This window comes from Stenotrophomonas sp. ESTM1D_MKCIP4_1 (assembly GCF_003086895.1).
Classification (GTDB): domain Bacteria; phylum Pseudomonadota; class Gammaproteobacteria; order Xanthomonadales; family Xanthomonadaceae; genus Stenotrophomonas.
Window position 1 is genome coordinate 3954894 of the sequence record NZ_CP026004.1, and the last position, 18309, is coordinate 3973202.

18 protein-coding genes are annotated in these 18309 nt (G+C 68.1%); 7 read left to right on the top strand and 11 right to left on the bottom strand.

Annotated elements, in window-relative coordinates; translation table 11 throughout:
* Positions 1–3: 3 nt before the first annotated feature.
* From C1924_RS17960 to C1924_RS17975, 4 genes are all read right to left on the bottom strand, one after another.
* Complete coding sequence (locus C1924_RS17960) at positions 4–2451, bottom strand: TonB-dependent receptor (RefSeq protein WP_108766524.1); 2448 nt, start codon at positions 2449–2451, stop codon at positions 4–6.
* A 140-nt stretch (positions 2452–2591) separates the two neighbouring features.
* Positions 2592–3575, bottom strand: coding sequence for a FecR domain-containing protein (locus C1924_RS17965; protein WP_108766525.1), 984 nt, complete (start codon positions 3573–3575; stop codon positions 2592–2594).
* Between the two features lie 68 nt (positions 3576–3643).
* Complete coding sequence (locus C1924_RS17970; protein ID WP_108766526.1) at positions 3644–4189, bottom strand: sigma-70 family RNA polymerase sigma factor; 546 nt, start codon at positions 4187–4189, stop codon at positions 3644–3646.
* 229 nt (positions 4190–4418) lie between these two features.
* Entirely contained in the window at positions 4419–5246 is an 828-nt protein-coding gene (locus tag C1924_RS17975; RefSeq protein ID WP_108766527.1) for an isocitrate lyase/phosphoenolpyruvate mutase family protein, read from the bottom strand.
* Between the two features lie 156 nt (positions 5247–5402).
* Here C1924_RS17975 and C1924_RS17980 point away from each other — a divergent pair, with 156 nt between their 5' ends.
* The 4 genes from C1924_RS17980 (at position 5403) to accC (ending at position 8741) form a co-directional block, all read left to right on the top strand.
* A complete protein-coding gene (locus tag C1924_RS17980) occupies positions 5403–6110 on the top strand; it encodes a DOPA 4,5-dioxygenase family protein (protein WP_108766528.1) in 708 nt (235 codons plus the stop codon).
* 269 nt (positions 6111–6379) lie between these two features.
* Positions 6380–6823, top strand: coding sequence for a type II 3-dehydroquinate dehydratase (gene aroQ / locus C1924_RS17985; protein WP_108766529.1), 444 nt, complete (start codon positions 6380–6382; stop codon positions 6821–6823).
* Positions 6824–6883: 60 nt separating this feature from the next.
* Positions 6884–7363, top strand: a complete 480-nt coding sequence (gene accB, locus C1924_RS17990; protein WP_108766530.1) for an acetyl-CoA carboxylase biotin carboxyl carrier protein — start codon at positions 6884–6886, stop codon at positions 7361–7363.
* A gap of 10 nt (positions 7364–7373) precedes the next feature.
* Entirely contained in the window at positions 7374–8741 is a 1368-nt protein-coding gene (gene accC / locus C1924_RS17995; protein WP_108766531.1) for an acetyl-CoA carboxylase biotin carboxylase subunit, read from the top strand.
* Between the two features lie 128 nt (positions 8742–8869).
* Here accC and C1924_RS18000 read toward each other — a convergent pair whose 3' ends face one another.
* Together C1924_RS18000 and C1924_RS18005 are read right to left on the bottom strand one after the other, a co-directional pair.
* On the bottom strand, positions 8870–9244 hold the full coding sequence (locus tag C1924_RS18000; protein ID WP_108766532.1) for a hypothetical protein: 375 nt from the start codon (positions 9242–9244) through the stop codon (positions 8870–8872).
* Positions 9241–10206 carry a hypothetical protein gene (locus C1924_RS18005; protein WP_108766533.1) on the bottom strand — a complete coding sequence of 322 codons (966 nt, stop codon included), beginning with the start codon at positions 10204–10206 and terminating at the stop codon, positions 9241–9243. Before C1924_RS18005 ends, C1924_RS18000 begins: the two co-directional genes overlap by 4 nt.
* Before the next feature lie 163 nt (positions 10207–10369).
* On the opposite strand from C1924_RS18005, the gene prmA reads away from it, so the two are divergent.
* The 3 genes from prmA to fis all read left to right on the top strand — a co-directional run bounded on the left by prmA (position 10370) and on the right by fis (position 12466).
* A complete protein-coding gene (prmA, locus tag C1924_RS18010) occupies positions 10370–11290 on the top strand; it encodes a 50S ribosomal protein L11 methyltransferase (protein WP_108767117.1) in 921 nt (306 codons plus the stop codon).
* Positions 11291–11332: 42 nt separating this feature from the next.
* Positions 11333–12076 (top strand): DUF3426 domain-containing protein, encoded by a 744-nt coding sequence (locus tag C1924_RS18015; protein ID WP_108766534.1) that lies wholly within the window; start codon positions 11333–11335, stop codon positions 12074–12076.
* 114 nt (positions 12077–12190) lie between these two features.
* Complete coding sequence (fis, locus tag C1924_RS18020) at positions 12191–12466, top strand: DNA-binding transcriptional regulator Fis (RefSeq protein WP_006397198.1); 276 nt, start codon at positions 12191–12193, stop codon at positions 12464–12466.
* Between the two features lie 673 nt (positions 12467–13139).
* Here fis and C1924_RS18025 read toward each other — a convergent pair.
* From C1924_RS18025 to C1924_RS18045, 5 genes are read right to left on the bottom strand one after another with little or no spacing between them, the layout of a single operon-like run.
* Positions 13140–14135, bottom strand: a complete 996-nt coding sequence (locus C1924_RS18025; protein WP_108766535.1) for a phosphatidate cytidylyltransferase — start codon at positions 14133–14135, stop codon at positions 13140–13142.
* On the bottom strand, positions 14132–14761 hold the full coding sequence (locus C1924_RS18030; RefSeq protein WP_108766536.1) for a lysophospholipid acyltransferase family protein: 630 nt from the start codon (positions 14759–14761) through the stop codon (positions 14132–14134). The genes C1924_RS18025 and C1924_RS18030 overlap by 4 nt, the downstream gene beginning before the upstream one ends.
* 12 nt (positions 14762–14773) lie before the next feature.
* Positions 14774–15211, bottom strand: a complete 438-nt coding sequence (locus tag C1924_RS18035) for a hypothetical protein (protein ID WP_108766537.1) — start codon at positions 15209–15211, stop codon at positions 14774–14776.
* Positions 15208–16542: a phosphatase PAP2/dual specificity phosphatase family protein gene (locus C1924_RS18040; RefSeq protein WP_108766538.1), complete on the bottom strand. Its 1335-nt coding sequence runs from the start codon at positions 16540–16542 to the stop codon at positions 15208–15210. Before C1924_RS18040 ends, C1924_RS18035 begins: the two co-directional genes overlap by 4 nt.
* The gene (locus C1924_RS18045) at positions 16542–18293 is read right to left on the bottom strand and encodes a bifunctional alpha/beta hydrolase/class I SAM-dependent methyltransferase (RefSeq protein WP_108766539.1); all 1752 of its coding nucleotides are present in this window, start codon (positions 18291–18293) and stop codon (positions 16542–16544) included. Before C1924_RS18045 ends, C1924_RS18040 begins: the two co-directional genes overlap by 1 nt.
* Between the last annotated feature and the right edge of the window lie 16 nt (positions 18294–18309).

An 18309-nucleotide genomic window follows, 5' to 3' on the forward strand; every position in this document is an offset into this window, starting at 1 on the left:
GGCTCACAGATCCACCGTGTACGACAGGCGCAGCGCGCGCGCACCGCCCATGCTGAGCACGCCGCGCGAGGCCGCCGCCCAGTAGTCACGGTCGAACAGATTGTCGATGGAGAGATTGACCTTCATCGGCTTGCCTGCCGCCTGGAACGCGTAACGCGCGCCCACGTCCACCCGCGTCCAGGCCGGAATGCTGCGTTCGCGGCGCTCGGTCAGATCGATGTTCTCGCGGCTGGTATGCAGCAGGCGGCCGCTGAAGGTCAGGCCCGGCACGGCGGCCACGTCCCACTCGCTGCCGAGGTTGAAGTTCAGGCGCGGTGCGCCACGTGCACGACGGCCATCATTGGTGCCGCCCTCGGTGCTGACCATGCGCGCATCCAGCAGCATGGCGCCGCCCAGCAGACGCACGCTGTCGGTCAGCTGGCCGAAGACATTCAGTTCCAGGCCGCGGTGGCGCTCCAGTCCGTCCACGCGCAGGAACGGCGTTGCGCCGGCCGGGTTGTCCACCTCCACGGTGCTCGGCAGCTTGGTCTGGAAAGCGCTGACCGTGGTGGTGAAGCGACCGCTGTCGTGCTTGGCGCCGATCTCGTACTGGTCCGACAGCGTCGGCTCGAATACTTCCCCCGCGTTCGCGTAGTAGGCACTGACCGTGCCGCCCGGCGCCAGGCGTTCGATGTAGCTGGCATACACCGAGGTGTCCGGGCGCAGCTTGTACACCACGCCGGCCGAGGGCGTGATGCGGCTGCGGCGGTAACCGCTGGTGCGGCGGCCACTGGCGTAGTCCAGGTTCTCGAACTGCAGCGTCTGGTCACGTGCGCCCACCATCAGCAGCAGGCGGTCATCCAGCAGGTGCATCAGGTCGGCCACCGCCACGCCTTCGTACTGGTAGCGGCTGGTATCGCGCAGTCCGGCCGTGGTCAGGGTGCTGGTATCCGGCGCCGGGTAGTAGATGGGGTTGTAGATGTTGGAGGGCACGCTGTTGTACGGGTAGCCGGGCACGCTCCAGGTCAGCTGGCCACGGCCGGCATCGTTGCGGCTGGCCACCACCGACAGGCTGTGCGTCATCGGCCCGGTCACGAATTCGCCCTTCAGCGAAGCTTCCCAGCTTTCGTTGTGGCTGCGCGCAGGAATCCAGTACGGGGTACCCGACTTGTCACCGTTGTTGTTGGTGATGCTGTCGATGGTGAGCAGGTAGACCTCGTCCGAACGGTTGTCACCATAGGCCGCACCGATCGTCCAGTTCGGCGCCAGGTCGTACTCCACGCGCGCCATCACATAGCGGTTCTGGCCGTCGTACATCTCCCAGGGCTGCTTGGAATTGGTGGTGTTGTCCGGCGCCCTGGGAATGCTGACGCTGGAGCCGATGCGGGTGCTGCTGATGCCGCCCCACAGCAGGCGGTCCTGATGGTTCAGGTCGAGGTTGGCGCGCAGGCGCTCGCCGCGGTAATCCAGTGCCAGTGCATTCAGCTGGGTGCGGTTGCGGGTGTGATCCAGTTCGGTGTCGCCATCGCGGTAGACACTGTTGAGGCGCACGCCGAACTGGCCCTGCGCACCAAAGCGGCGGCCCACATCCAGATGCCCGCCGAACTGCGAGGACGAGGCATAGGTGGTGGTCAGGCGGGTCAGCGGTGCATCCGCGGCGCGCTTGAGCACGTAGTTCACCGAACCGCCCGGCGAGGAACCCCACGGGCTGATGCCATTGAGCATCGCGCTGGGGCCTTTGTGCACTTCGATGCGTTCGACCGATTCGATCATGGTGTCACGCGTATCGGCCATGCCGTACATGCCGTTGACCAGCGCCTCGCGTGCGGTGAACTCGAAGCCACGGATCATCACCGAGCCGTTCTCGCCGTTGCGCGGTGCGCTCACCCGCACCGATGGATCGTTGTCCAGCACATCGGCCAGGCTCTGCGCCTGCTGGTTCTCGATCATCTCGCGGGTGTAGCTGACCGTGTTGAACGGCGTCTCCATCACGCTGACATTGCCGAGCAGGCCCAGCTGCGAGCCGCTGGCCACCTGGCCACCGGCGTACGGCGCCGGCAGCGCGTTGCGGCCCAGTGCCCCTTCCACGCGCAGGGTGTCCAGGCGTACTTCACCCGCACGCGCGGTGGGCTGTGCTTCCACCACCACGCCTTGGCCCTGCCGGCGCCAGGTCAGGCCGCTGCCGGCCAGCAGCTGGGCCAGGGCCTGCTCATCGCTGTAGCTGCCGCGCACCGCCGCCGAACTGCGGCTGCCGAGCAGGGTGCTGTCCACCGAAACCTGCAGGCCGGACTGTTCGCCGAACGCCAGCAACGCCTGGCCCAGCGGCTGTGCGGGCAGGTCGAAGCGGCGCACGTTGCCGGCGGTTTCAGCGGCATGCGCCGTGGGAGCAGCAAACAGCAGCGGGCTGGCCAGGGCCAGAGTGATACCCGCGGCAAGCGCGTGGCGCAGGAACGACGGAGCCGGCATCGGCATGGACAAACCTCGTCTTGGCAATCGAAAGGGGAGGTGCGGATGCGACGCATCCGCAGCAGGTTCGAGATATAGACGCGGGCCAGCGCGCGATCTTCAGCGCGATCGCAGATTTTTTTTTCGAGGCCCGTTGCCCGACGCACTCAGCGCCGGGTGACCACCCGCAGCCAGGGCGTGATGTGGCGCACGCGGCCGCCCTGCGCCTGCACCGCCAGGGCCAGCGCGGCATCCGGGTCGTGCAGGTCGAAGGCACCGGTAACCGGTGCGGCGGCCAGCACCGGGTCGGCAATGACGATGCGGGCACGACCGTAGCGCTGCAGCTGCGCGGCGATTTCGGACAACGGTGCCTGCTGCACCAGCCAGCGCCCGTGCTGCCATTGACCGGTGCCGTGGGCCACTTCCCCCTGCGTGGCGGTCGTGGCGTCCTCATCCAGCTGCAGCTGCTGGCCGGGCTGCAGGTGCACGACACAGTCCTGCGGCTGGCACGGGTGGCGCACGTCCACCCCGCCCTGCAGCAGGCTGACCGAGGTGCCTTGCAGGCGCGAAACCTCGAAGCGCGTGCCGGTGACGGTGACCGACACCGCGCCACTGCGCACCACGAAGAGATGGGCGGCGTCATGGGCCACCTCGAAGAACGCGCGGCCCGCCAGCAGGCGCACGCCGCGCTGGCCCGGCTCCGCTTCCAGCGCGATGGCCGAGGCTGCATCCAGCGTGACACGCGAGCCATCAGCCAGCAGCACGCTGCGTACCCCGGTGCCGGTGCGCACGTCCGATTCCCAGGCCAGCCACAGTGAAGGAATCTGCGTCGCCATTACTCCAGCCACGGCGGCCGCCGCCAGCCAGCGGCGCAGGCGCGGACGCCGGGGGCGCGCCCTGCCGGGGGCCGCTGCAGGAAGGGCTGCGCCGGGGCTGGCCGCCGCCGGTTCCGGTGCCGGCGCAGCGGTGCGCGCCCATCCACGCTGGACCTGCCGCCAGGCTTCGGCATGGGCCGGACTCTGCGCGCGCCAAGCCTCGATCTGATCGAACAGCGTGTCGTCGGCATGTTCCTCGCGCAGCCGCAGCCACCACTGCGCGGCATCCTGCAGCAGGGGGTCGGGGACGACGCTGGCGACGGGCGTTACGGGCACTGGCAGGACACCTTGGCTGGCCGATATGTAATAGACGGATGCAACACGCGGATCTTCAGCGGCATTGTTCAGCGCCCTCCCGTTGGGGTGCGACCCAGGCGGGCAGCACAGTGGGCCACGGCCTGGCGCACCAGGTCATGCGCGCGCGCCTGCGACAGACCCAGTTCGGTGCCGATCTGCGCATACGTGCGCTGCTGGAAGCGGTGCAGTTCAAAGGCGCGCCGGGTGCGTTCGGGCAGTTCGGCCAGGGCAGCGGCAGCGGCGGCCAGTTCATCGCCATCGGCGGCCAGCCGTTCCGGGCCAGGGGCCGGGCTGGCCAGGGCATCCAGGTGTGCTTCGCCGTCCGGCAGCCAGGCGTCGCTGGCCAGCCTGCGCAGATGGTCGTAGGCGAGGTTGCGGGCGATGCGGTGCAGATACCCCGCCGGTTGCTGGATCTGCTCGCCGCGCGCTTCGGTCTCGGCCCAGGCGCGCTCGAAGCGCAGCCACGCGTCCTGCAGCACGTCCTCGGCGTGGCTGGCGTCATCCAGCAGCCCGCGCACGAACGCCAGCAGCGTCGGACGATGGGCCAGGAACACCGACAGTGCGGGCGCCGGTTCGGCGGGGACAGGGGGCATGCAGGCTCTACAGAGGACGGCGGACTCGCACGCGTCCATCTGCGAGTAATTCTCATTTGTGCGCATGCTGCCAGCGCAGCTGGCCGGGTGCAAGGGTGTGTGCGGGTGGTGGGGTCAGAGCCCTTTGCCGCGCAAAGGGATCTGACCCCGGGGTCGGATCCCTTCGCAGAAGGGCTCTGACCCCACTGGCCCGTATCCATCCACGCATGGCGTGGATCTACTGCCCCCGTCAGCGGAACAGGTCGTTCAATGCCGCGCCCGCGGCGGCCTGCTGCAGGCCATCGAAACGTCCCTCGCGCAGGATCGGGTCAGTGGCCTGCATCAGGCCACCCCATGCCGCGCGCGCCAGCGCCCCGCCCAGGCTGACCCGGCGCACGCCCAGGGCGGCAATGTCCTGCAGCGTGAGCCGGGTGGGCCCGCCGACCAGCAGGTTCACCGGCTTGGGAGCCACGGCCGCAACCACGGCGATGATCTGCTCGCGTGTGGTGATGCCCGGTGCGTACAGCACATCGGCGCCGGCCGCGGCATAGGCGCGCAGCCGCTGCAGGGTGTCTTCAAGATCCGGCACGCCCACGAAGAAATTTTCCGCACGTCCCACCAGCAGGACATCGGCACCGGCGCGGTCGATGGCAGCACGGGCCGCGGCCAGCCGTTGTACCGCCGCGTCCAGCGGCCGCAATGGCGCGCCGTGTACGCCGCTGGCATCTTCAATGGACAGTGCGGCAATGCCGGTGTCCAGCGCAGCGGTGACTGCCGCGCCGACCTCGTCCGGCGTTGCGCCGAACCCATCACCGAAGTCCGCGTTCAACGGCAGCGACGTCGCGCCCGCCATCAGGCGCAGGTGTTCCAGCGTGGCTTCCAGCGAAACGGCGCCATCAGGCCGGCCTTCGCTCCACGCACAGCCGGCACTGGTCGTCGCCAGGGCCTGGAAGCCCTGCCGCTGCAGATAGCGTGCGCTGCCCACATCCCACGGGTTGGGCAGCACGAAACAGCCCTGCGCGTGCAGCTGGCGGAAGGCAGCGCGTCGGCTGGCGGTATCGGTATCAACAGCAGTCATGGCGAAGGTCCGGTATGCGGCCCGGCCACCCTAGCCCGGTCGCCAGCGCGACTCAACGTGGCACGCCAAGGCAGGGCATCACCTGATGCCGGCTGCTTATTGGACGGCGCAGACACCCTCGCCGAGCGTAGTGGTTCTGCCCCCAGGACGCTGGTCATGCCGCCGCACACCCCTGCCCCACCGTTCGACGCCGAAGACGCCCATTGGGCCGACCTGCTCTCCCCCGTCCGCCGGCGCCTGATTGCCTCGGCGGGGGCGGCCGTGGGTGGACTGGCCGCTGCCAGCACGGCCAGCGCCGCGCCCAACACCACCGAACCGGGCCAGCCGGGCTTCCGCCCGATCGTGCCGCCACGCGCGCAGGGCCACAGCCCCTGGGGCCAGAACACCGCCCGCGAAGCAACGCCGCGCCCGGCCAGCGTGCGGCCCGGCGAATCGCCGCTGCCCAGCCGGCCGCGCGCCTACACCGATATCAAGAGCTACCACGCGCACATCTATTTCGACGAGGACAGCTACCAGAAGGCCGCGCTGCTGCGGCGCTGGGCCATCGAGCGCTTCCCGGTGGAGCTGGGCAACTGGAACCTGGAGCCGCGCGGGCCACATGTCACGCCTTCGTTCTATTTCGGCTTCACCAACGATCTGCTGCCAGTGCTGGTGCCCTGGCTGCAGCTCAACAGCCTGGGCCTTACCATCCTCATCCATCCCAACACCGGTGATGGTCGCGCCGACCATCTGTATTACGCGCTGTGGGTGAACCGCGCGCAGCCGGTCAATGCCTACAACTGGCCAGCGCCGAAACCCAGTGAAACCGAGGCACTGGAAGAGGTGTTCCCGAACGTGGTGCCGACGGTGCCGCTGGAGACGTGAGCGCCGCCGCTGGTCATCCACGCATGTCGTGGATCTACCGGGCGCGGCGGCGGCCAGTCACGCGTGGCGTGGATCTACGCCATCTTCGGCCTTCGTGCGGGCATCCTCGCCGCCACGGCGTTCAGCGAGCCTTGATCCGGGGCGGCCCATACGGCCGCAAGCGCTTCCACGATTTTCAAACGATTGCTTTAAACGCCTGCAATTTCGCCGAACTGGACAGCATCCACAGGTTCCGCCAGACTGCCGCCCTTTCCCGTTGATCGGATTCCATGGCGAAGCTGCTGGTCCTGCACGGCCCCAACCTCAACCTGCTCGGCACCCGCGAGCCGGAGGTCTATGGGCACACCACGCTGGCCGACATCGACCAGGCGCTGGCCGACCAGGCCGCTGCGGCCGGGCACGCGCTGGAAAGCCTGCAGTCCAACGCCGAACACGTGCTGGTGGACCGCGTACAGGCTGCCCGTATCGACGGTACCACGTTCATCCTGATCAACCCGGCCGCCTTCACCCATACCTCGGTCGCCCTGCGCGATGCGCTGGCGGCAGTGGCCGTGCCGTTCATCGAAATCCACCTGTCCAACCCGCACACCCGCGAACCGTTCCGCCAGCACAGCTATTTCAGCGACAAGGCAGTGGGCGTGGTGTGTGGCTTCGGCGCCGACAGCTACCGCTACGCGATGGACGCGGCGCTGCTGCGGGTGTCCGCCACCTGATTGTCGACCCGGGCGCCACGCGGCGCTCTCCTCACCTAGATAGAAACCAAAGAGGCCCTCATGGATCTGCGCAAAATCAAGAAGCTGATCGACCTGCTGGAAGAGTCGAACCTGGCTGAAATCGAAATCAAGGAAGGCGAAGAGTCCGTGCGCCTGTCGCGCGCCCCGGTGGCCGGCTACGCCGCCCCGATCGCTGCCCCGGTGTATGCCGCTCCGGCCGCACCCGCTGCGCAGGCCATGCCGATGCAGTCGCCGACCGAAGCCTCCACCGGCGGCACCGCCAAGCCGGGCCCGGCGCTGCCGGAAGGCCACGTGCTGCGTTCGCCGATGGTCGGCACCTTCTACGCCTCGGCGGCCCCGGACAAGCCGGCCTTCGTCACCGTTGGCCAGCAGGTCAAGGAAGGCGAGACCCTGGCCATCATCGAAGCGATGAAGATGTTCAACCCGATCGAAGCCGACAAATCCGGCACCATCGTCGCCATCCTGGGCGAGAACGGCCAGCCGGTGGAATTCGACCAGCCGCTGTTCGTGATCGGCTGAGGGGCACGCCATGCTCGACAAAGTCGTCATTGCCAACCGAGGGGAGATCGCGCTGCGCATCCTGCGCGCGTGCCACACCCTGGGCATCCGCACGGTGGCCGTGCACTCCACGGTCGACCGCAACCTCAAGCACGTGGCCATGGCCGACGAGTCGGTCTGCATCGGCCCGGCACCGTCGCCGCAGAGCTACCTCAACATTCCCGCGCTGATCGCTGCGGCGGAAGTCACCGACGCCCAGGCCATCCACCCGGGCTACGGCTTCCTGTCGGAGAACGCCGACTTCGCCGAGCGCGTCGAGGAATCCGGTTTCATCTTCATCGGCCCCAAGGCCGACACCATCCGCATGATGGGTGACAAGGTCGAAGCCATCCGTGCGATGAAGTCCGCCGGCGTGCCGTGCGTGCCCGGTTCGGGCGGCCCGCTGGGTGATGACATCGTCGCCAACACCAAGATCGCCCGTGAGATCGGCTACCCGGTCATCATCAAGGCGGCCGGTGGCGGCGGTGGCCGCGGCATGCGCGTGGTGCACGCCGAAGCCTCGCTGAAGACCTCGATTGAAACCACCAAGAGCGAGGCCAAGGCCGCGTTCGGCAATGGCGAGGTCTACATGGAGAAGTTCCTGGAGAACCCGCGCCACGTGGAGATCCAGGTACTGGCCGACGGCCAGGGCAACGCCATCCACCTGGGTGAGCGCGACTGCTCGATGCAGCGCCGCCACCAGAAGGTGGTGGAAGAAGCGCCGGCACCGGGCATCAGCGCCGAACAGCGCGAAGAGATCGGCAAGGTGTGCACCGAAGCCTGCGTGCGCATCGGCTACCGCGGCGCCGGTACGTTCGAGTTCCTGTACGAGGACGGCCGCTTCTACTTCATCGAAATGAACACCCGCATCCAGGTGGAACATCCGGTCACCGAAATGGTCACCGGCATCGACCTGGTGGCCGAGCAGCTGAAGATTGCGGCGGGCCAGAAGCTGTCGATCAAGCAGAGCGACGTGGTGCTCAGCGGCCACGCCATCGAGTGCCGCATCAACGCCGAAGATGCTGAAACCTTCGTGCCGAGCCCGGGCACCATCACCGGCTTCCATCCGCCGGGCGGCCCCGGCGTGCGCGTGGACACCCACATCTACAGTGGCTACCGCGTGCCGTCGAACTACGACTCGATGATCGGCAAGCTGATCGTGCACGGCCCGGACCGCGAAACCGCCATCGCCCGCATGCGGGTGGCGCTGAGCGAAATGGTGGTGGACGGCATCAAGACCAACGTGGCCCTGCAGCAGCGCATCATGCGCGACAAGGGCTTCCAGGCCGGTGGGCAGAACATCCACTACCTGGAAAAGCGTCTGGCCGAGCGCAAGAACAAGCCGATCGCGCTGACCTGATCGACGCCAACGGCGGGACACGAAAAGGGCGGGGATTTCCCCGCCCTTTTTCTTTCCTGTAGAGCCGGGCCCATGCTCGGCTGGCCGGAAAAAGCAGCCGGGCATGGGCCCGGCTCTACAGAATCGCGTCAGCGCTTGTCGGCCACTTCGGCGGGAATCTGCGAATTGGCCAGCGGGCGGACACCGTTCGGCGAGGTCGGGTCGATGATCACCATGGTCTCGGTCGAACCATCGGGCCAGACCACCTGGAAGGTGCTGCCGGCCGGCAGCGAAGCGAACGGCGCACCGCTCTGCGCGCGGTACACGGCGGCCACCTGGCTGGCACCGGCGCGGCGCACGTCTTCCTGCGCCTTCACCGAGGTCAGCTCAACCTTGGAAAGGTGCCGGTAGCGATCCTCATAGGTGTCGATCATCAGCAGGCCAACCGCACCGGCCGAGTAAGCAACAAACAATGCCACCCAGAACCAGAACTTGGCCCCGTGCAGGAATCGACGGTAGTTCATTGCCCGTTCCTCTTTCCAATCAATTGCTTGATCCATTCGTTCATCTTCCCCGCACCTTGCCGCGATACAGCAGCGTCATACACGAAATCCTGGAAATCCTGCGTCCCATCCTGCGAACAGATCCCTCCGTTCGCGCAGTAACTGTTCATCAGCACACTGTCGGCCCCACACGGTAGACCGAGCTGGCAGGCGGCCACCCGCCATGCCATCTCACTGAGCTGCTCGCCGGCCACCATGTTGGTCAACGCCTTGTCGCCGGCCGCGCGCACGCCCATGCCCGGTGCCAGCGCCATGAAAGCTTCCGGATCGCGCGAGGTACGCACGCGTTCCACCAGATCGCGCCGGTACTGGTCGTTGCTGTGCAGCGGTTCGCCCTCGGCAAACAGCGCTGCTTCGGCGGCCAGGTTGCCCTGCAGGGCGGCGCGGCGACGTTCGTTGAACACCAGCGACGGCCCCAGGTTGTCACCGGGCACGAAACCACCACAGCGCTGTGCCACCCGCTCGCGCGCCTGCACCATCGCCGGTGCCGCGCTCAGGCCCAGGCCGGCCAGCACGTTGTTGTCCAGGCGGTAGCCACCGGGGTCGACCGCATACTGCGCGCAGTAGTCGTAGACCCGGCTGAGCATCCAGCGCGCTTCATGGTTGCCCTGTTCGGCCTGCGCCTTCAGGCGCTGAGCGTAGGCGAACAGATCGGTCTCACCTTCGATGTCGGCGCGGATGTCCAGCGGCAGGCCGGAGGGCAATGCAGCGCTGCGCTCGAAGCCGGCCAGGCGGCGCGCGAGCGCCTCGGGCATCACCGGCGAAAGGGCGTCCTGCACACTGCCCGTGGGCACCGACAGCGACGACCCCACCTCGTCCTGCACTGCATGGCCGTGACCACTGGCCCGATAACCGGCCACGCCCAGCACGGCCACGGCCGGCAGGACGAGCAACCAGGTTTTCAGGGTCGGGGCGAGGGCCATCGGCGGTCGGTTACGGCACGTCGGGCAGGAAGGCGCCAAGTTTAGCAAGGCCCGGAGGGGCTGTCTGAATCGGCCTTGTTCAGCTCGGATCTGCATCTCAGAGGATACGGAGACGGCCGGATGGTCTAGCATGGCCCCCTTTCCCGCGATTGCCCCCACCACCATGCCGTTCCTGGAACTGACCCTGCGCTGCACCGAAGCCACCCAGCCCCGCTATGAAAATGCGCTGGAGGACGTGGGCGCGCTGGCGGTCACCCTGCTTGATGCCGAGGCTGATACCAGCAACGAGCAGGCCATCCTCGAGCCGGGCGTGGGCGAGACCCCGCTGTGGGACACGCTGGTACTGAGCGCCCTGTTCCCGGCCGACAGCAACGCGCTGCTGCTGCTGGCCGCGCTGGAAGCGTTCGACCCCGAGCTGGACTGGACCGGCGGCAGTTTCCGCGCGGTCGAGGACGAAGACTGGGAACGCGCCTGGCTGGACCAGTTCCAGCCGATGGATTTCGGCAGCCGCACCTGGATCGTGCCGTGGAACCACGAACTGCCCGAGGCGGCCCAGGCCACCGACGCCGCCGTGGTCCGGCTGGACCCGGGCCTGGCCTTCGGTTCGGGCACCCACCCGACCACCGCGCTGTGCCTGCGCTGGCTGGACCAGTTGGCCGTGGAAGGCCTGCTGCAGGGCCAGCGCGTGCTCGACTTCGGCTGTGGTTCGGGCATCCTCGCCCTGGCTGCGCTGAAGCTGGGCGCGGCAGACGCCATCGGCGTGGACAACGATCCGCAGGCGCTGGTGGCCACCGCCGACAATGCCGAGCGCAATGGCGAGCAGGCGCGCATGCACGTCTACCTGCCGCAGGACGAGCCGGTCGCCACGTATCCGATCGTGGTCGCCAACATTCTCGCCTCGGCACTGGATGCGCTGGCCGAGCTGCTGGCCGCGCGCGTCGCTGCCGGCGGCCGCATTGCCCTGTCGGGCATCCTGCACGGCCAGGAAGGCGAACTGCTGCAGCGCTACGCCGCGTGGTTCGACGATCTGCAGGCCACCCAGGATGGCGATTGGATGCGCATCACCGGCGTACGCCGCGCCTGATCGTGGTTGAATGACCGCTGGATCCGAGCCTGCGCCCTGAGCATGTCCGAGCCGAACCCGCCGCGTCGTCCACTGGCCACCTTCCTGCGTCCTGCGCCGGGTAACGACGCGTCGCCCGCGCCGGCACCGGAACCGGCGGACGAAGCCGCCGATGCGGCAGCCGATCAGGCCGCGACATTCGAGCAGGCCGACGAGCTGGCAGGGGATACACCGCCACCGCCGGATGCGCAGCCAAGCGATGACATGGCCGGCGAAACATCCATGGGTGCAGCACTGGCCAGCGATGCACCGAGCTTCCTCGGTGCCCGCCCGCGCGCACGCCCAACGCCGCGCTGGCATTGGGCGCTGGTCGCCGCGCTGGCGTTGCTGCTGGTGTTGCAGAGCGTAGTAGCCGATAGAACGCGCCTGGCGGCCGACGCCGGCCACCGTGCGTGGATCAGCGCGCTGTGCGGCGTACTGCACTGCAGCCTGCCGGCATGGCGCGAACCCACGGCGCTGACCATGACCAGCCGCGAGATCCGCCCGTTGCCCGGGCAGGCCGGCGTGCTGCAGGTACAGGCCAGCATCCGCAACGATGCGGGCTGGGCGCAGGCGTGGCCCGACCTGCGTCTGTCACTGGCCGATGCCGATGGCCGGGTGATCGGCACCGGCGTGTTTCCGCCCGCGCAGTACCTGGGCGAGCACCCGGGCGCGGCCCTGCTGGAACCGGGGCAAAGTGCACGCATCGCGTTCCGCGTGCAGGAGCCGGCGGCGTCCACGGTCGCATTCACCTTCGAGTTCCTTTGATCGGGACGAAGCTGTCCAGCCGTGGCAGGTCGGGCACGCTCGCGCTAGACTGGCCGCCACCACCTCGTCCGGCCGCGCGCTCCGCGCGCACGGGCCACCGAATCGGGAACCCCCTTGAACGCAGTCCTTTCTCGTCCTGACAACAGTCGTGGCGCTGCCCGGCCACCGCTGCGTGAACACGTCGCCCAGTCCGTGCGCCGTTATCTGCGTGACCTTGATGGCTGCGACGCGGACGATGTCTACGAGATCGTGCTGCGCGAGATGGAAATTCCGTTGTTCGTGGAAGTGCTCAACCACTGCGAAGGCAACCAGAGCCGCGCGGCGGCCATGCTGGGCATCCACCGCGCCACTCTGCGCAAGAAGCTGAAGGAATACGGCATCAGCGCGTAAGCGCACCGCTGTAGGTAGTGCCGGCCGCTGGCCGGCAACCCCGGTAGATCCACGCCATGCGTGGATGAATTCCCGGCGGAGTCGCAATCAGGGTCAGAGCCCTTCGCTGCGCGAAGGGATCCGACCCCGGGGTGAGGAATACGGCATCAGCGCGTAAGCGCACCGCCGCGGGTGGTGCCGGCCGCTGGCCTGCAACCCCGGTAAATCCACCCCACGCGTCCGGTAGATCCACGCCATGCGTGGATGAATTCCCGGCGGAATCGCAATCAGGGTCAGAGCCCTTCGCTGCGCGAAGGGATCCGACCCCGGGGTGAGGAATACGGCATCAGCGCGTAAGCGCACCGCCGCGGGTGGTGCCGGCCGCTGGCCGGCAACCCCGGTAAATCCACCCCACGCGTCCGGTAGATCCACGCCATGCGTGGATGAATTCCCGGCGGAATCGCAATCAGGGTCAGAGCCCTTCGCTGCGCGAAGGGATCCGACCCCGGGGTGAGGAATACGGCATCAGCGCGTAAGCGCACCGCCGCGGGTGGTGCCGGCCGCTGGCCGGCAACCCCGGTAAATCCACCCCACGCGTCCGGTAGATCCACGCCATGCGTGGATGAATTCCCGGCGGAATCGCAATCAGGATCAGGGCCCTTCGCTGTGCGAAGGGATCCGGCCCCTGGGGTGATCACCCACCGCCACCGGCCTTCCAGTAATACCGCACCACATGGAAGAACACCGGCGCGGCGAAGCACACCGAGTCCAGGCGGTCGAGCATGCCGCCGTGCCCCTCGATCATGTGCCCCCAGTCCTTGATCCCGCGATCGCGCTTGATCGCCGACATCACCAGGCCGCCCCAGAATCCCATCAGGTTGATCAGCAGCGACAGACCGAATGCCTGCAGCGGGGTGAAGGGTGTGATCCACCACAGCGCTGCACCCAGCGCGCTGGCACTGAGCACACCGCCCACGAAGCCTTCCACGGTTTTCGATGGCGACAGCTTCGGCGCAATCAGATGCTTGCCCAGCAGCTTGCCCCAGATGTACTGCAGCACGTCCGAGGACTGCACCACGATCACCAGGAACGCAAGCAGCAGCACGTTGCGGGACGGATCATGGCCGGGCACCTGCAGGTTGAGCAGCAGCGGCACGTGCGAAATGCAGAACACGCAGATCATCAGGCCCCACTGCACCTTGGCCGTGCGTTCCAGATAATGCGTGGTATCGCCACCGATGGTTGAAAGAATCGGCAGGAACAGGAACGCGTACACCGGAATCAGCAGCGTGTACATGCCGTACCAGTCGATCCACACCAGGTAGTACTGCCACGGCAGCACGATGTAGAACGCGGCCAGCAGCGCGTAGTAATCCCCCGAGCGCGTGGGCGCCAGGGTGATGAACTCGCGCAGCGCGAACAGCGAGATGATGGCAAACAGCACGATCACCCCGGCGCGGCCGAACAGCAGCGCAGCACCCACCACGATCGCCATCACCCACCACGCGCGGATGCGCGAGACCAGGTTGGCGATGACCGCGCTGGGCTGCCCGCGCTGGCGCCAGCGCAGCGTCTCCGATACCAGCGTCGCCAGCACCAGCACCGCACCAACGCCCGCAAACAGCAGGCCGGTCTGCTGGCCGACGCTCTGCGTGGCCAGGTCACCCGAGACATCCAGCACGAAGCTCATGCGCGGCCTCCGTTCGGTGCCAGGTCCAGCAGCGCCTGGCGGCTGCGCGCCAGGAAGGCCGCCTTGTCCTCATCGGCCTGCAGCCGCAGCGGCGTGCCGAACGTAGCCGTGCACAGCAGGGGCAGCGGCAGGAAGCGCCCCTTGGGCATCACCCGCTTCAGGTTGTCGATCCACACCGGCACGAACTCCAGTTCCGGCCGCTGCCGCGCCAGGTGGTAGATGCCACTCTTGAAAGGCAGCAGGGGTTCTTCGCCGATGTTGCGCGTCCCTTCGGGAAACAGGATGAGCGAGCATCCTTCATCCACGGCGTCGCGCAGCACCTGCAGCGGGTCCTGCTGGCGCCGCGCGGCTTCGCGTTCCACCAGCACGCCGTTGAACACCGCGTCGATCAGGTAGCGGCGCAGCGCGTCGCCCTGCCAATACTCGGCCGCGGCGACCGGCCGCACCTGGCGCCGCAGTGCGGGCGGCATCGACGACCAGATCAGCACGAAATCGCCATGGCTGGCGTGGTTGCCGTAGTACACGCGATGTTCGCTGGACGGCGCGCAGCCGATCCACAGTGCGCGCGCGCCTGTCACCACATGGATGGCGCCACTGCAGGCGCGGGCGATGAGTTCAGCAAACATGGTTCCCTTCCTTCAGGTCTGCGGCCAGAGCACGGCCAGCAGCAGCACCGAAAACTGCAGCAGCGTGGCCACGTACTGCCGCACCAGCAGCCGGCGCATGCCGGCCCAGCGTGCATCCCAGCCGCGTACCGGCCCCTGCGCGTCGCGGCGGCGCAGGCCAGCGGTGTGCAGGGCCGCGTCCACCCGCTCGGCAGCAGCGTCGCCGTGCAGGTGTTCGCGCAGCAGCAGCTGCACCAGGCTGGCGTCGAGGTGCACGCGAACCGCGTACCACGCCTGCACCACACCTGCTGCCACGCTCAGCAACAGCAGGCCAGCGGCGAACATCGCCAGCCCAGGCTCTATGCCCAGCAACAACAGCGCCACCAGCAGCAGGCCCAGTGACAGCGCGGCCGGCAACCGGCCCTGGCGCAGCAGCAGGAGCATCATCGGCAGATCGGCAGCGGTGCTCATGCAGTGTTCTCCCGTGCGGCGGCGGCCGCGATGGCCTGTAGATGAACGTCATGCAGGACGATGGACGGTCGTGCGGCACGCACCCGTGCCACCGCTTCGGAAGGGCTGCACACCCGCCCGGTGCGCAGCAGCCAGGTGGCCACGCTGGCCGCACTGCGCGAATAGCCCAGCGCGCAGCACACCAGCAGCGGGCCCTGCGCACGCAGGGCTTCAATGGCATCGGCAGCCTCGGCCAACTGTGCCGGTGCAGGCGGCACGAGGTCCAGCATCGGCACGCCGGCATAGGCCGCGCCCGGCGCGGAACAGGACAGCTCGGCACAGGTATCGACCACGCCACGCAACGGCGAAGGCAGCGCGGCGCAGGGAATACGCCCCAGCCATACCCCGCCTGCCACCTCCACCGGCTGCGGCGCAGCGCGCGTCCACCATCGCGAATTGATCCAGGCGGCGGCCAGGTACGGCGCCAGCAGCCAGCGCGCGGCCATCGTCAGTCGCCCATCTGCGCGCTTCTGGAACACCGCCGTGCCCAGCCCGGCATAGGCCAACGCCACCAGCAGCAGCGACACCACCGGCCACAGCAGCCACAGTGCCGCACCCCGCAGCACCACCACCGGCACCAGCAGGACCGCCGCGCCCAGCAGGTACAGCAGCGCCAGCCGCCAGCGCTGCGGCGTGCGCGCAGTGCGCCAGGCCCGCAGCGGCGGCGTGCCCTGCTCCGGCCACAGCCATACGCACAGCCAGCCGGCCAGCAGGCCGGTCGGCACATCGATGAAGTGGTGCTGGAACGTGGTCAGCACCGAAAAGCCGATCAGCAGCGCCCACCCGTGCAGCAGCCAGCGCCACGCGCCCTGCAGGTACTGCGCGTACTTCACCCACAGCACGATCAGCAGCACGATGTGCAGCGAAGGGGCCTGGTTGAACGGTTTGTCGAAGCCCAGCAATACGTCGAACAGCCAGCCGAACACGCCGTCGATCTCCGGGCGCTGGAAGCTGAAGCGCAGCGGCCACAGCAGGAAGCAGGCCACCGCGATGACCTGGGCGCTGAACAGCCGCAGCGCATGCCGATCCAGTTCCAGGCGCCGCCGGCACAGGAAGAACGAGACCGCGTAGAACAGGTCGATCGACCAGTACGGCACGATGGTCCATGCCACGAACGGGATATGCGCTTCCCAGCCGAATGCCATCACCGGCACGACGGCGTGGCGGCCAGCCATCCAGTTGGCAAAGCCATAACTGGCGAAGAAGAACGGACCCAGCAGTACCAGCCACAGCAGGGCGCGCCGCCAGGGGCGCCCTTCCGTGGCCAATGGGGTTGCAGCCAGCGTCGCCATCACGCGGTCCGGCGCGCCAGCGACACGGTGAAGATGCCGAACGGATCGATGCGCTGGGCCACCTTCTCGAACCCGGCCAGGCGCACCAGCTCATCCATTTCCTGCTGGGTACGACGCCGCATCACCCACGCCGCGCCACCGCGGTGGCTGGTCAGCGCACGGGCGATGAATTCCAGCTGCGGGTGCCACGGCTGACCGGTGTAGGCCAGGTAGCCGCCCACCGGCACGGTCGCGGCGATGCCCTGCAGCGAACGCAGCACCGCATCGTTGTCGGGGAACAGTTCGTACAGGCCGGAAACCACCGCCAGCGTCGGCGCCGGGTCGACCTGCGCCAGCTGCACCGGATCGAACGCATCGCCCTGCTCGAAGCGGGCGATATCCGCTGCACCCAGGCGTTCGATCAGCGCCTGCCCCTGGGTCACGTTCAATTCACTGAAATCACGCAGCACGATGCGCTCGGCGCGCTGCTCGCCCTGGCCGAGCGCTTCCAGCACATAGCGGCCATGCCCGGCCGCCACGTCCAGCACGTGCACCGGCGCGCCCTGCCCGCGCAGGCGCTGGGCGGCATCGCGCAGCAGTTCCTGCAGATGCTGGCCACGGATGCGGATGCCACGCCAGCCGATCGCATCGAGATAGTTGCGGTCGACCATGCGGCCCAGCGGGCCCTTGCCGCGTGCTTCGTCGCGGTAGATGTAGTCCAGCGTGCTGCCCGAATCGAAGCCGGTCCGCAGGCCCAGGGCAATGCCTTCGGAAAGCGTGCCGCCGAAACGCAGGCCGCCGCGCACCACGCGCCAGCGCAGGTCGGCCAGGCTGTTGCGCTCCGGCGGCCAGGCCAGGATTTCCGACTCTTCAAACGTCGGGCCATGACGGTGCGCATCACGCCGCGACAGCGTGCGCAGCGGTTCGGCAAAACGGGCCTGGATGAAGCTGCGGATGCGCGCCAGTGCCGGGGCGCGGTCACGTTCGCCCAGGGTGTCGTGGAAGAAACCCGGCAGGTGCACGCGTTCCTTGATCGGGCTGGACAGGCGCTCGTAGAAGCGGTCCTGCGGGCCACGGTGCACCACGAAGTCCGAGCCGGACACCAGCAGCTGCACCGGCACGCTGATCGCCTGTGCATCGGCCACGATGCGGTCAGCCGCTTCATACAGGCCAAGCAGCACGCGCACCGAAATCGGCCGGGTGATCAGCGGGTCGGTGCGGTAGCTTTCGACCCGCGCCGGATCGTGGGTCAGCCACTGCGGCTTGACGTAACTGTTGACGAAGAAGTTGCCGCGCAGCTTCTGCATCAGCGCCAGCCCTGCCCGCGCGAACGGCACGTACAGCTTCACCTTGAAGGCCGGCGATGCCATCACCAGCGCGCGCAGGCGTGGCGCGTAATCGTGCACCCAGGTGGCAGCAACCACGGCGCCCACGCTCTGCGCGATCACCACGATGTCCTCCACCGCGATGCCATGCTCGGCGCCGATGTGGGCGATGAAGCTGTCCAGGTCGCGTACCAGCGCCGGGAAGCCCGGGGCATCGCCGCGCGCGCCGGGCGAACGGCCATTGCCGCGTGCATCCCAGGCAAAGAAGGCGGTATCGGGCAGATCCAGTTCGTCCACCAGGTGGGTGACCCGGCCGGAATGCTCGTGGCCGCGATGCAGCAGCACGATGGCTCTGGCCGGCGTGGTGGTCGTGGTGCTCGCCCAGTACCGGTAGAACAGCGGTACTTGGTCGAAGCTGTGGAATTCCCGTTCCTGCGCCTGACGCATGCAATCTCCGGATTGT